We start from the raw sequence: 14,035 nt of genomic DNA, 5'->3' as shown, positions 1-14,035 counted from the left end.
GCTATCAAAGAGAATCTGTTTCATTGTCAGAAGTATTATCAGATATTGAAATTGCAATCTTTTCATTCAAATTATACTTGTTAATCTGCTTGACAAGAAGATCCAAATTTTTTTCTAAGTCTTTGGCTCTGTTGAATGTAGGAATCAATATATCAATCATTTTTTGCTCTTTTTTCAAAATTAACCCACTCAATCATTTTTCGAATACCTTCTTCTTTAGAAACCTTTGGTTCCCAGCCTATTAACTCTTTTGCTTTTGTTATATCTGCGACGAATACCCTTTGGTCTGATTCTCTTGGAGGAAGTTGAATATAAGTCATCTTAATGTTTAATTCTGATTCTAAGAAACTAAAAAGTTCAAGCAGGGAAGATGAATTTTCCATTCCTCCTCCGACATTGAATGCTTGACCTTTAATAGTCTCTATTTTTTCTGCCGCTTTGAGATAAAGAGCTACAACATCATCAGCATAAAGAAGATCCCTGACTTGTTTACCATTTCCAGAGATCGTAAAAGGTTCTTTTAGAATACCTTCTTTTATCTGAATTGCCTGTGTTGTAAACCAACCTAGCCAACCTTGATCAAATGTTGCGAATTGTCTTCCACCAAACATAGAAGAGTGTCTAAAAACAACTGTTTTAAGTCCATAGATACGAGCGAAATCAAGCATGTATTGGTCTGCACTCCCTTTTGAGGTACCGTAAGGAGAGTGGAAGTCTAGATTTACATTCTCATCGAATCCATTTGGCTTATCAATACACTTATATCTTGTCTCTGTCTCTTCATAATCAAACTGTTCTAAGTCACCATAGACCTTATTCGTCGATGAATAGATGATAGTTGATTCAGGGCTATATAATCTTACGGCATTAAGCAGGTTAAAGCTACCACCTACATTGACTTCAAAGTCCATTCTTGGATCGGAAATCGAAGTGGTCATAGCAACTTGTCCTGCAAGATGATAGATCACATCAGGTTTATGTGTTTTGATAGTTCTTTCTACATCGTTCGTATTTCTTATATCCCCATGAATAAATACAAATTCTCCTTGAGATTCAAGCCACTCTTTATTTTGATAACTACCAAATCTATAAAGGCTATCAAATATGACAAGCTCATCACCTCTTTTTAAAATCTCACTTGCAATGTTTGATCCTAAAAAACCACATCCCCCTGTAATCAAGTACTTCATACATTAGCCTTTACAAATTCTCTGATCTTTTTGATCATATAATTAATAGCATCATCTCCCATACCAGGATATAGACCTATCCAGAAACTATTATTCATGATAATATCTGTATTTGTTAATTCTCCGACGACTCTATACTCTTCATCTTCATTCAGGCTGTCGAAGAGGGGGTGGCTCAACATATTCCCTGCAAAAAGGTTTCTTGTTTGGATGTTATTGTTCTCAAGAAACTCAACGATCTCATTTCTTGTGAACTTCACACCATCTTTCAGTGTCATCATAAACCCAAACCAACTCGGATCTGAGTTAGGCTGTTTTTCTACCAAGATCAACTCTTGTACATCTTTGAGTCCATCATAAAGTTTTTTATAGTTTTCCTTACGTTTTTCTACAAAGCTAGGGAACTTTTCAAGTTGGGCAACACCCACTGCTGCCTGCATGTCAGATACTTTGAGGTTAAAACCAAAGTGAGAGTAGACATACTTATGATCATACCCTTTTGGTAGTGACCCAAAGCTCATAGAAAAGCGTTTTCCACAAGTATTATCTACACCACTTTCACACCAGCAATCTCTTCCCCAGTCACGCATAGAGAGCATGATCTTTTTAAGTAGAGGATTATCTGTATAAGTAGCTCCACCTTCACCCATAGTCATATGATGTGGAGGGTAAAAACTAGATGTTCCTATGTCTCCCCATGTCCCCGTAGGCTTTCCTTCATAAGTAGAGCCAAGTGCATCGCAGTTGTCTTCTATTAACCAAAGATTATGTTTGTCGCAGAACTCTTTAATAGCTTTGATGTTAAAAGGATTACCTAAAGTATGTGCTATCATAATAGCTTTAGTCTTAGGGCTTAATGCCTTTTCTAATTGTGTAACATCCATATTAAAGTGAGTAAGTTCCATATCTACAAATACAGGAATAGCTCCATACTGAACGATAGGTGCAACCGTTGTTGGGAACCCTGCAGCTACAGTGATCACTTCATCACCACGTTTAACTTGTCTCTCATTTAGAAGAGGAGAAGTGAGTGCATAAAAAGCAAGTAAATTAGCAGAACTTCCACTGTTCACCAAAAATGCCCAGCGAACCCCAAGGTATTCAGAAAGTTTCTTTTCAAACTTTTTAGAGTAATCTCCGTACGTCAACCAAAAGTCCAATGAACTATCCACAAGATATTGCATCTCTGTTTCATCAAAGACACGACCGGCATAATTAACTCTGCTCTCACCTTCTACAAACGCTTTGGTTTGTTGTGGTTTATGTACCAGTTCATAATACTCTTTTGTCTTTTGTAGAATCTCTTGTTTTAATTGTTCTTGCTTAGTCACTTAACTCTCCATTTAATATTTTTTTTATTCCTTCTTCAAGCTTTACACTTGGTTCCCATCCCAAAGATAGTAGTTTTGAAATGTCTGCTTCCATACACATATTCTCTTTAGGACGATATTCAACTGCACCAAAGTTCAGTTTTGTGGTCAATACTTGTTTTTGACTTATCTCATTGTAGACAAGATTCAAAAACTCTTTTACTTCTATAGCATCTCCGCTGCCCAACTCAAACTCTTCATAAGAGGAGAATTTTTCTATGTTAATAATAATTGTCATATATGCTTCAACAACATCATCAATATAAATAAAATCTCTTTTTTGGACACCATTTGTTAGATCGATCTTTTCTACATTTTGTTGTAACTGATTGATGACCCAATAGATAAACTTGTTGTCATCATCCAACGGACCATACATATGCTCTATTTTGATGTTTATCATATTGATCTTATCAGATAAAAATTGCATCCATTGAACCAATTGGTTTTTTGATAATGCATATGCATTGATCTCTTTTTCAAGCAAGGTATCTGTATTGATAAAGGTTTTTACATTGTTTTCTACGGCATTCTCAAGAAGTCTTACAGAAAACATTAGGTTGGTCTCTAAAATACTTGATATTCGACTATTTGATCTACCATAGTCTGTAACTGTGTTCACTACAATATCAATATTGTGCTTTTTGAATATCTCTTTTATTTCTGTTGTGTCGACATCATAATATGTAATTGTACTAAGCAGTTCTTTGATTCTGTAGGTATCTGAAGTTGATCTTGTTAATGCAATGACATCAAAGCCTTCTTGCATAAATCTCTTTAAAAGATAACTCCCTAAAAATCCAGTTGCACCGCTCAGTAAAATTGTCATTACTTACTTTCAGCCCACTCTATCTTTTTAACTTTTGCATCAGATATATAACAGTCCAGATCTTCTTGCGTTAAAATCTTTCCATTTTCATAATAAGATTTATACCATGAAGTCATTTTATCAAATGTTTTTTGACTATCCCATACATCTGTCCATTTTAGTCTGATATGTGCTTTTGAACAGTCTAACTTTAGTAAGTTTGCTTCATGAGGATGATCTTCACTTTGGTTCAGTTCATACTCTATCTTATCCCAGTACTGCTGAATATACTTTACAACTTCTTCTACAGTAATGGAACCTTCATCAGATGGTCCGAAGTTCCAGCCTTCTGCAAACTCTTTTTTTCCCTCAAGTAGTTTTTGACCGATATGAAGGTAGCCACTTAACGGCTCTAAAACATGCTGCCAAGGTCTTGTTGCATAGGGATTTCTTATTTTTACTTTTTCACCTTTGCTCACTGCTACCATGATATCAGTGATGAGTCTATCTTGAGCCCAATCACCACCACCTATAACATTACCGGCTCTGCAACTTGCCAACAATGTATTGTGCTTATTACCATAGTCATTTAGGTTGAAGTATGAGTTTCTATAACTCGAAGCCAATAGTTCAGCACATCCTTTGGAGGAACTGTATGGGTCATACCCGCCCATAGGATCATTCTCTCTATATCCCCATATCCACTCTTTATTTTCATAGGCTTTATCACTTGTGATATTGACTATGGCTTTTACAGAGTCTGTTTTACGGCAAGCCTCTAATACTTTTAATGTCCCCATAACGTTTGTTTCATAGGTTTCAACTGGTTCATCGTACGAGAGTCTTACAAGAGGTTGTGCAGCCAGATGAAAAACAATATCTGGTTTATATGCAGCAAATGTCTCATCTAATTTTTGTTGATCTCTAATATCACCAATAATAGAAGTAATATCTAGCTCAAGTAGACTGAGATGATTTGGAGTAGTAGGAGCTTCAAGTGAGTACCCTACCACTTTTGCACCCATCTCTTTCAGCCAATACACAAGCCAGGACCCCTTAAAACCGGTATGACCTGTTACAAGGACTGTTTTGTCTTTATAGATACCTCCAAAAAGAGAGTGCATTACCATACTTTCCAAGGGGCTTTGTTTGTATCCCAAAGTTTATTGAGATTATTTTTATCGTTCAATGAATCCATCGGTTTCCAGAAACCTTCATGTTTATAGGTAAAGATCTCACCATCATTTGCCAGGTTTTGCAATGGAGCTTGTTCGAAGACCGTACCGTCACCTTCTGTGATGTAATCAAATACTTTTGGTTCACATACAAAATAACCGGCATTGATCCAACCGCCGTCACCTTTTGGTTTTTCTAAAAAGTGTGTTACTTGATTATCATCTTCAATATTCAATGCTCCAAATCTTCCTTCAGGTTGTGCAGATGTCATAGTCATGGCTTTTCCATGGGATTTATGGAATTTTACTAACTCTTCAATGTTGATATCACTTACACCGTCCCCGTATGTCAGCATAAATGGTTCATCACCGATAAAGTCTTGGGCACGTTTAACACGGCCTCCAGTCATACTATTTAAACCAGTATCTAAAAGCGTAACTTTCCAAGGTTCACTTGAATTGTTAAGGACTTCCATTTTTCCATTTTGCATATCGATTGTTACATCACTTTGGTGTAGAAAATAGTTTGCAAAGTATTCTTTGATATAGTAGCCTTTGTAGCCAAGGAGAACAACAAAGTCATTGAAGCCGTATTGAGAATATGTTTTCATAATGTGCCACAATATAGGTTTACCGCCTATTTCTACCATAGGTTTTGGTCTAACATCCGTTTCCTCACTTAAACGTGTTCCAAACCCTCCTGCTAATAATAATACCTTCATTTGCTTCCTTGTTCACTAAATAATAAGCCTTTTTAATCAGAAGATTATATCTAAACAGATTTAATTATATGTCAAACTGAAATGTATTCCTATTCCCTTCTGAAACTTTTTATATGTTCAAAGTGATTTCATTCAAATAATATTTACATGATTATGCTATAATTTTCCAACTTATTAGGGAAACGAAAACTATATGAAAAAACTTATTCTACTTGGATTTATTACTTTACTGACACTCTCACAGGCCAAAATGGTGGATGCCATTGCAATCATCGTTGAGGGGGAGCCTATTACCACAGCAGAGATACGTGCGGTACAACGACAGATGCAGGTTTCTAAAGAGCAAGCCACTGATCTTCTTATCCAGGATCGTTTACAAAAATCAGCGATGAAAGATGTACAGATCGCTGAAGCAGATGTCGATGCAAAAATATCAGCGATTGCAGCACAAAACAATCTTACTGTTCCTAAAATGCAAAAGATCCTCAAAGAACAGGGTACCACATGGAATCAATACCGTGCAAGTGTCAAAGAAGCGATGAAAAAAGAGAAGTTCTTCCAGGAAAATGTGGTCAGTTCTATCCCAGCTCCAAGTGAAGATGAACTCAAGCTTTTTTACAGAAACCACCAAGATGAATTTACCATCCCTGCCTCTGTCAGTCTGGTCGAATACTCTGCCCCCTCTGAAGAGCACATGAAGAAATTTCTTCAGACAAAAAATCCAAAAGGTGTAAAAAGCCGTTCTGTGACCAAATCGACAAAAGACCTCAACCCTGCTTTGCTTGGTAGTATTTTACAAACACAAAATGGTTCATTTACACGCCCTTTTAATGCAGGAGACCGCTATATCAGCTACAAGGTGCTTTCCAAGAAAGGCAAGGTAAATATGTCTTTTGAAGCAGCCCAAGGTGCCGTTGCCGCCAAATGGAGACAACAACAGCAAAGCAAAGCGCTCAAAGACTATTTTGAAAAGATTAAAACAAACGCTGATATACAAGTAATCAGATAACATTTTATTTATAAACGAAGGAAGAACATGGGACTAAAATCCGATAAATGGATACGTGAGAAATCACTGAACGAAGAGATGATCACCCCTTTTTGTGAAGGGCTGGTAGGAGAAGGAGTGGTCAGTTACGGGCTAAGCTCATACGGTTATGACATTCGTGTTACAGATGAATTTAAGATCTTTACGAACATCAATGCAGAAGTGGTGGACCCAAAAGATTTTAACGAGAACAATGTAGTGGACTTTAAAGGAGACGTATGTATCGTACCCCCTAACTCTTTTGCCCTTGCAAGAACCGTAGAGTACTTTAAAATGCCGAGTGATACTTTGGCGATCTGTCTAGGGAAAAGCACCTATGCGCGTTGTGGTATCATCGTCAATGTAACACCATTCGAGCCTGGATTTGAAGGGCATATCACGATAGAGATCTCCAACACGACACCTCTACCTGCGAAGATCTATGCCAATGAAGGTATCGCACAGGTACTCTTCTTGCAAGGAGATGAGCAGTGTGAAACGACGTATAGTGACAGAGCCGGGAAATACCAAAGCCAAACAGGTATCACCCTCCCAAGAATCCTTAAAAATAAATAATTAAAGCCCTAGGTAATAAGTATACCATTACCTAGGAACTACGATTTACCTTTTCCAACCACTTACATAACATATAGAGTGAAAAAAGATGTTGCTTGAACATTCCCTGTTTCCCTTTCTCCAAATACATTTCAAGTTCACTTTCATTAAAAAGGTTCATTTTTTCTTGTATACGATGTATGACTTCTAACTCTCCACTCTCCTGCAGCCATTCCATGTAAGGATAGTTAAACCCTTTTTTCTTACGATCAACGATCTCGTTAGGAAGATATTTTCTAGCAACATTTTTCACTAGGGCCTTGGAAGGTTTCATCATACGAAGATCAGGCGTACAGGAGAATGCTGTAGCCACCACTTCTTTGTCTAAAAATGGACTTCTTGCCTCGATGCTGTGTGCCATACTCATACGGTCAAGCTTGCGCAAAAAGACATTTCCCAGCATCACCTTGAGATCTACAAAACTATACCACTCCATAGGTGAGACACGGCCGCTCTGTTCGAACTCTTCTTTGTAAGACTCAAGTGCTGCTAAAGAACGATTATCTTTCACATTCATACGCAAAAGCCTGTTTTGCTGGAGATCCGTAAATATCTCTGCTGTGGACCTGAACAATGTACTCCCTTCAAAGATACGTTTATACCACTCCCACTCTTTATGCATGGAAAAATGCGATTTAAAATAGTTTTGTAACCACCCTTTGAACCCTAGTTCCTTGGCCTGTTCCAGGGCATAAAACTCTTTATAGGTCCTGTACCCCATAAAGAGTTCGTCACTTCCATCACCGGTCAGCACCACCTTGAACCCCTCTTTATGGACTGCTTTCATCAGGTGGTAAAGGGGTAGCATGGCAGGATCGGCCAAAGGTTCATCTAAAGATCCGATCACCTCCTCTATGGTTTGCAAAAAATCTGTTTTACTGAAGAGCACTTCATGATGGTTGGATTTTATATGCTCCGAAACTGTCTTGGCATAGGGACGCTCATCATACTTCTCATACCCTTCATACCCTATACTGAAGGTGTGCACCTTTTGTATTAAAGATGCCATGGCACAGATAAGCGAAGAGTCCACACCTCCGGAAAGAAGACAGGCGAATTTTACCTCTTTGGGCAGACGCATTGCCACAGACTCCAAAAGTACATTTTCCAATTGCTCTTCCGCTTTCTTCTGTTCCGAAATGGTTTGGCCCTCACTGAACGGCGTGTAATACCTTTTCCGTTTTACCCTCCTCTCATCTACAGAAAACGTTACCATTTCCCCTGCATCTACCTGATGAATATACCTATGAAATGTATGAGGAGGGAGTGGAGTTTGAAAAGAGAGATATTGTGTCACTATCTGCCTGTCAAATGTAAACGGAACAAGGGAGTGGATCGCTTTCATTTCACTGGCAAAGATAAATCGTTGCTCATCCAACGTATAATAGATCGGTTTCTTTCCAAAAGGGTCACGAAATAACTTGACCTGTGCCTCTTCAATGATCGCAATGGCGAACATCCCCCGAAGATGCTTTACAAAATCATCTCCCCAGACCCTATAAGCAGCATAGAGGACATCTATCTCACTTGCTTTGTGAAGCTGAAGTTCCACCGCCAAGACTTCATAATTGTAAATTTCACCATTGAAAAGTATCTGTAGCCCATCATGATTATATATGGGTGTGAGTGTTTTCGTTACATCTGTAATAGCAAGCCGATGGACACCAAGAAAACAATGCGCATTCACAGAGGTATACTTTGCATCTATCCCCCGATGGGCCAATGTATCAAAAGCCTCTATGGCTTTTTCCTCCTCATAGGTTCCGATGATCCCAAATATTGCACACACCTATCGAAGTCCTTCTTGATCGCTTGTTTTCTCAATTATACTTGCTTAAAATAATACTCTTCTCTTGCTTTTACTCTCTTTTGTGTTACAATGCCAAAAATTGTTCACTATAAAGTAAGGAAATATGAAAAACCTAATTATCGTAGAATCACCAGCCAAAGCACGTACCATTACCAGTTTCTTGAATAAAGACTATAAAGTCATCGCCTCTAAAGGGCATATTCGTGACCTTCCAAAAAGTACTTTTGGTATAACTGTGGATGATGAAAACGGTGATCTTGTTCCTAAATACTCCATTCCAAGAGATGCGAACCCCACTGTCAAAGAGTTAAAGAAGCTTGCTAAAGAAGCAGAGACAGTATTTATCGCAACGGATGAGGATCGAGAAGGAGAGGCTATCGGGTATCATATTGCTAAAGCGATCGGAAAAGAGCCTACCGAACTTCCCCGTATCGTCTTTCATGAGATCACCAAAAATGCTATTCAGCATGCGCTTGAAACACCGCGTAAAGTCGATATGGACTCGGTGGATGCGCAGCAAACAAGAAGACTGCTTGACCGTATCGTAGGCTACAAACTTTCACCTCTGCTTGCCAGTAAGATCCAAAAAGGACTAAGTGCCGGTAGAGTACAAAGTTCGACACTGAAACTGGTAGTGGACAGAGAGCGTGAAATTAAAGCGTTCGTCCCTGAAGAGTATTGGACCATCGATGCACTGTTTGAAAAAGACATTGAAGCTTCTATCTATGATTATAACGGTTTGAAAATAGAGAAACTGACAGTGAAAACGGAAGCAGATGCCACAGAGATCGTCACATCAGCGAAGAGTGAATCCTTTGTCGTTGCTTCACTTGAGAAGACGAAAAGAAAGACAAAAACACCACCTCCGTTCATGACATCGACCTTGCAGCAGACAGCCTCTACCCAACTGGGATTTTCACCTAAAAAAACGATGATGGTCGCACAGAAACTCTACGAAGGGGTGAAAACAGACAAAGGTACGATGGGGGTCATTACCTATATGAGAACCGACTCGCTCAATCTTGCCAAAGAAGCGGTAACTGCTGCGAGAGAACATATCAAAAACACTTACGGAGACAAATATCTCCCAGCCAAAGCCAAAAACTACGCCACTAAGTCCAAAGGTGCACAAGAAGCCCATGAAGCGATCCGTCCGACCATGATCGAGTTTGACGGCAAGACTGCGGCTGACTACCTTTCTGTAGATGAACTGAAACTCTATAGACTGATCTACAACCGCTTCTTAGCCTGTCAAATGACAGAAGCAGAGATGGAATCGCAGACACTTCTCTTCAAAGGAGATAAATGTACCTTCAAAGCAAGCGGGAGAAAACTCCTTTTTGACGGCTTCTATAAAGTCACAGGATACACCGACAAAGACAAACTCTTGCCGGAACTGGAGACAGGTCAAGCGGTAAGTCTAGACAATATCAAGCAGGAACAGCATTTTACAGAACCCCCTGCCCGATACAATGAAGCGAGTCTCATCAAGAAGCTCGAGTCACTGGGTATCGGTCGTCCAAGTACCTATGCACCGACGGTGACCACACTTCAAACACGTAAGTACATTGAAGTAGAAAAAAAACGTATTCATCCTACAGAGGTGGCCTTTACGGTTACAGAGATGCTTGAAAAGCACTTCCCTGAGATAGTAGACAGCGGATTTACTTCAAATATGGAAGAGACACTCGATGAGATCGCAGAAGGAAACACGGACTGGCAAACGGTTCTCAAAGCGTTCTATACCCCATTTCTGCATAAAGTAGAAGAGGGAAAGAAAAAGATCAAAAGTCTCAAGGTAGCTGTACCTACAGGAGAAAAGTGTCCTAAATGTGACTCTGAACTTCTCTTGCGTAAAGGGCGGTATGGCGAATTTATCGCATGTAGTAACTTCCCTAAATGTAAATACACCAAAAATCCGGATGGTACAGAAGTAGAAGGGCCGGAAGAGACGGATGAGAAGTGTGAAAAATGCGGTTCGATGATGGTCATCAAAAACTCTAAAAGAGGAAAATTCCTTGCCTGTTCCGCTTACCCGAAATGTAAAAATGCCAAGTCTCTTGAACCGGCAAGGGAACTCACAGTTCCCTGCCCGGAATGTGGAGGAAAACTCCAGGAGAGAGAAGGGAAAAGAGGTAAATTCTTTGGCTGTGTGAATTATCCGAAATGTAAATTCATCGCCAATTTTGAGCCTGTAGACAAAAAATGTTCGGAGTGTGGATATACTATGGGGATCAAACATCTCAAAAGCGGTGATGTCTATGAGTGCTTTAAATGTAAACATAAAGAGGAGGCAAAGTAATGTCTAGCCCTAAACAACAAATATTTTTATGTGCGATCAACAACATCCTTAGCGGTACCTGTAAAGAAGACTGTAAATTCTGTACCCAAAGTGTCAGATATCATGCAGATATCGAACGTTACAGTTACAAAGATATAGGACAAATTGTCTCTGAAGCAAAAGCGGCAAAAGCCAATGGTGCTTTGGGCTACTGTCTGGTTACTGCCGGTAAAGGACTGGATGATAAAAAAGTAGATTTTGTTGCACGTGCCGCACAGGCGGTCAAGGCCGAAGTCAGAGACCTCAACCTTATCGCATGCAATGGTACAGCCAGCAAAGAGCAGCTTCGCTACCTGAAGCAGCATGGTATCGATAGCTACAACCATAACCTTGAAACCTCTGAACGTTATTATGCGGATATCTGTACCACCCATGCCTGGAGTGAACGTTATGAGACCTGCGAAAATGTAAAATCTGTAGGTTTGGCACTCTGTTCTGGAGGAATCTTCGGTATGGGAGAAACCAAGGAAGACAGAGATGCCCTTCTCAATGCAATCGCATCTCTCAGCCCGGAATCAACACCGCTCAACTTCTATCATCCCAACCCTGCACTTCCTATCAAAGCAAGAAACATAGAACTGGATGAAGCTGTTGCGATCATCAAAAAAGCACGTGCACTTCTAGGAGAAGATAAACTTCTTATGGTAGCAGGCGGACGAGAGCTACTTTTCAACGGAAAAGAAAATCTCATGTTCGAATCTGGTGCGAATGCTATGGTTATAGGGAATTACTTAACCACTAAAGGTATTGAAGCAAGCAGTGATCAAGAGATGCTCGATAGACTTGGCTACAAGGTAGCAACAAGCTGTGATACACACTAACATCGTCCATATACTCACACTATCACTGCTCATATGGGGAAGCCCTTTTGTTGCCAAGTTTTTACGTTTACCTATGCCTCCTGTGGAGATCATATTAGGGTCTATTGTTGCCTATTTTGGATTGGTGGGTCATAACCCATACTTTACCCTCATTGCAGAGGTCGGCTTTCTCTATCTCATGTTCTTGGCCGGGATGGAAGTCGATCTGAAACAGATCACAAAAAGCCCTAAAAGTGTGATACAGAGGTCCATGCTATTCCTCTTCTTCATGGTCGTTTTTTCTATGATATTTGGTTTTATCTTTGATCTCAATACGATTGTCATTATCTCTATGCCACTGATATCCATAGGTTTGTTAGCTTCTTTATCCAAAGTATACGGGAAAGAGGAATCATGGATACGTTTAGCTTTTATCGCTGGTGTTCTGGGAGAGATCTTAAGTATTGCCGCACTGACCATCTTCGATGCATACATTACTACGGGGTCACCTATAGAACTTATTCTTAAAGTCAGTTACCTTCTTTTGTTCATCTTTGTTGTCTATATACTCTATAGAATGTTCAACCTGCTCTTTTGGTGGTACCCGGAACTCAAAAGTATTTTGGTTCCAAAGTTGGACACTTCCGCACAAGACATACGTCTCTCCATGTCTCTGTTCTTTATCATGATCGCTGTCATGCTGTCGCTCGAACTGGAAGTTGCCTTGGGTGCATTTATCGCGGGAATAGCAATCTCTGCCTTCTTCCATCATGAGAAACAACTTGAAGAAAAAATGTCCAGTCTAGGCTTCGGTTTCCTGGTACCTCTCTTCTTTATCCATGTCGGTGCATCCTTTGATCTGAAGGCACTTCTTCTAGAGGGCGTTGTTCCCGGCGCTCTGCTAATTACGGTCTTGATGATTGTTGCTAGATTATTTGCTGCGATTGTATTGAGAGGAATTCATGGTAGTTCGAAGGATGCTATACTTATAGCACTTTCTCTCTCTATGCCATTGACCCTTCTTGTTGCTGTTGCAACCATTGGGTATGACACAAAGTTATTAGACCAGTTGACCTATTATCAGCTGATCTTAGCCAGTATCTTTGAAATATTGATCTCTATGACGATCATTAAAGCTATACAGGTGAGGAATCGTTCTAATAAAAAAGAGAGCAATAAGGATTAAAAGAGCAGAAAAGCTTACTCAGCATCTGCCTTTCTCATCTCTTGTACTGCTTCCCAATACTGCTTATCTGCAGCCTCTTTTGCTGCTCTCTTTTCTGCATCCACATCAATATCTACACCCTTCGATGCACTTGCAACCTTTTTTGCCGCTGCTTCTTTTTCAGCTAATGCTTTTTCTGCTGCTCTAGCTTCCGCAGCTATCTTTTCTAATTCCGCTTTTTCTTGTGCTTCTTTGGCAAGCTTCTCAGCTCTTTTTCTCTCATAAGCTTCTACTTCTCGTTGTTCTTGTTCCGCTTGTTCTTTTGCTTTCTTTAACTCTTCTTCTTTAGCAGCGATCTTAGCCAATAGTGCTTCTTCTTTTTGAGCCTCTGCCTCTTCAGCTTTTTTCGCTTCTAGTGCTTCTCTCTTCTCTGCTTCCTCTTTTTTCTTGGCTTCATCTATGGCTTTTTGGCGGATTGCCTCTGCTTTATCATCTTCAGGCTCGCTTGCTTCTTCTGAAACTTCCTCTTCCCCTGCTGCGTCTTTTTCTACAGTTGCATCTTCTTCTACAGCTTCAGGAGTATCAATGGCATCTTCTTCCTCATCCGCGAACTCATCATCTGATCCTGCTGCATCTCTCAGATCTGAAAGAAATGAATGTGTTGCTATATCTATATCTCTAAAACCTGATGCATTTGCACTCATAAATAATACCGCCATTACTGCCCATAGATACTTTTTCATACTTTACTCCTTAGGTTCTAACTGTTTTAATTCAAAATACTCTTTTTGAAGTCTTTGATTTTCCACTTTTAATATTTTCTCTTCAAGAGACAAGCCTTGTTTTTTCTCTTTTAACTGATTCAAAACAGTTAGTGAGTTCTCCCCGTAGACCAAGACACCAACATAGATGCCAAAGAGAAGAATACCCAGTACTGTCACTAAAAAAGTTTTTAGTGACAGTCCGGCTATGCTATCTTCCTCTCTTGGACCTGCCATATATTATACCTTCA

At 39.7% G+C, this 14,035-nt stretch carries 13 protein-coding genes; 5 read left to right on the top strand and 8 right to left on the bottom strand.

Features of this window, described 5'->3' with window-relative positions; all coding sequences use genetic code 11:
* Nucleotides 1-152 precede the first annotated feature (152 nt).
* The 5 genes from PF327_RS05770 to rfbF are packed head-to-tail and all read right to left on the bottom strand — an operon-like array spanning nucleotide 153 to nucleotide 5,265.
* Complete coding sequence (locus PF327_RS05770; RefSeq protein WP_289401682.1) at nucleotides 153-1,190, bottom strand: GDP-mannose 4,6-dehydratase; 1,038 nt, start codon at nucleotides 1,188-1,190, stop codon at nucleotides 153-155.
* Nucleotides 1,187-2,521: a lipopolysaccharide biosynthesis protein RfbH gene (gene rfbH / locus PF327_RS05765; RefSeq protein WP_289401681.1), complete on the bottom strand. Its 1,335-nt coding sequence runs from the start codon at nucleotides 2,519-2,521 to the stop codon at nucleotides 1,187-1,189. The genes PF327_RS05770 and rfbH overlap by 4 nt, the downstream gene beginning before the upstream one ends.
* A complete protein-coding gene (locus PF327_RS05760; RefSeq protein WP_289401680.1) occupies nucleotides 2,514-3,389 on the bottom strand; it encodes an NAD-dependent epimerase/dehydratase in 876 nt (291 codons plus the stop codon). The genes rfbH and PF327_RS05760 overlap by 8 nt, the downstream gene beginning before the upstream one ends.
* Nucleotides 3,389-4,498 carry a CDP-glucose 4,6-dehydratase gene (rfbG, locus tag PF327_RS05755; protein WP_289401922.1) on the bottom strand — a complete coding sequence of 370 codons (1,110 nt, stop codon included), beginning with the start codon at nucleotides 4,496-4,498 and terminating at the stop codon, nucleotides 3,389-3,391. Before rfbG ends, PF327_RS05760 begins: the two co-directional genes overlap by 1 nt.
* Nucleotides 4,492-5,265, bottom strand: a complete 774-nt coding sequence (rfbF, locus tag PF327_RS05750; RefSeq protein WP_289401679.1) for a glucose-1-phosphate cytidylyltransferase — start codon at nucleotides 5,263-5,265, stop codon at nucleotides 4,492-4,494. Before rfbF ends, rfbG begins: the two co-directional genes overlap by 7 nt.
* 193 nt (nucleotides 5,266-5,458) lie before the next feature.
* On the opposite strand from rfbF, the gene PF327_RS05745 reads away from it, so the two are divergent.
* Together PF327_RS05745 and dcd are read left to right on the top strand one after the other, a co-directional pair.
* Nucleotides 5,459-6,274, top strand: coding sequence for a peptidylprolyl isomerase (locus PF327_RS05745; protein ID WP_289401678.1), 816 nt, complete (start codon nucleotides 5,459-5,461; stop codon nucleotides 6,272-6,274).
* A 27-nt stretch (nucleotides 6,275-6,301) separates the two neighbouring features.
* Nucleotides 6,302-6,868, top strand: coding sequence for a dCTP deaminase (dcd, locus tag PF327_RS05740; RefSeq protein WP_008245898.1), 567 nt, complete (start codon nucleotides 6,302-6,304; stop codon nucleotides 6,866-6,868).
* A gap of 31 nt (nucleotides 6,869-6,899) precedes the next feature.
* Here the strand turns inward: dcd and asnB are convergent, their stop codons facing one another.
* Nucleotides 6,900-8,696, bottom strand: a complete 1,797-nt coding sequence (gene asnB / locus PF327_RS05735; RefSeq protein WP_289401676.1) for an asparagine synthase (glutamine-hydrolyzing) — start codon at nucleotides 8,694-8,696, stop codon at nucleotides 6,900-6,902.
* Between the two features lie 124 nt (nucleotides 8,697-8,820).
* Between asnB and topA the strand changes: the two genes are divergently transcribed.
* Genes topA through PF327_RS05720 form a run of 3 tightly spaced genes read left to right on the top strand, consistent with a single transcriptional unit; the run spans nucleotide 8,821 to nucleotide 13,044 of the window.
* Nucleotides 8,821-11,019 (top strand): type I DNA topoisomerase, encoded by a 2,199-nt coding sequence (gene topA, locus PF327_RS05730; protein ID WP_289401675.1) that lies wholly within the window; start codon nucleotides 8,821-8,823, stop codon nucleotides 11,017-11,019.
* Nucleotides 11,019-11,879 (top strand): biotin synthase, encoded by an 861-nt coding sequence (locus PF327_RS05725; RefSeq protein WP_289401674.1) that lies wholly within the window; start codon nucleotides 11,019-11,021, stop codon nucleotides 11,877-11,879. Before topA ends, PF327_RS05725 begins: the two co-directional genes overlap by 1 nt.
* The gene (locus tag PF327_RS05720) at nucleotides 11,866-13,044 is read left to right on the top strand and encodes a cation:proton antiporter (RefSeq protein ID WP_289401673.1); all 1,179 of its coding nucleotides are present in this window, start codon (nucleotides 11,866-11,868) and stop codon (nucleotides 13,042-13,044) included. Before PF327_RS05725 ends, PF327_RS05720 begins: the two co-directional genes overlap by 14 nt.
* Before the next feature lie 14 nt (nucleotides 13,045-13,058).
* Here the strand turns inward: PF327_RS05720 and PF327_RS05715 are convergent, their stop codons facing one another.
* Nucleotides 13,059-13,766 (bottom strand): hypothetical protein, encoded by a 708-nt coding sequence (locus tag PF327_RS05715; RefSeq protein ID WP_289401672.1) that lies wholly within the window; start codon nucleotides 13,764-13,766, stop codon nucleotides 13,059-13,061.
* A gap of 3 nt (nucleotides 13,767-13,769) precedes the next feature.
* Nucleotides 13,770-14,021 carry a hypothetical protein gene (locus PF327_RS05710; RefSeq protein ID WP_223899456.1) on the bottom strand — a complete coding sequence of 84 codons (252 nt, stop codon included), beginning with the start codon at nucleotides 14,019-14,021 and terminating at the stop codon, nucleotides 13,770-13,772.
* Nucleotides 14,022-14,035 lie beyond the last annotated feature (14 nt).

Source organism: Sulfurovum xiamenensis (genome assembly GCF_030347995.1).
GTDB classification, from domain to species: domain Bacteria; phylum Campylobacterota; class Campylobacteria; order Campylobacterales; family Sulfurovaceae; genus Sulfurovum; species Sulfurovum xiamenensis.
The sequence above is the reverse complement of the archived record's forward strand: the minus strand, read 5'-3'. Positions and strand labels throughout refer to the sequence as shown.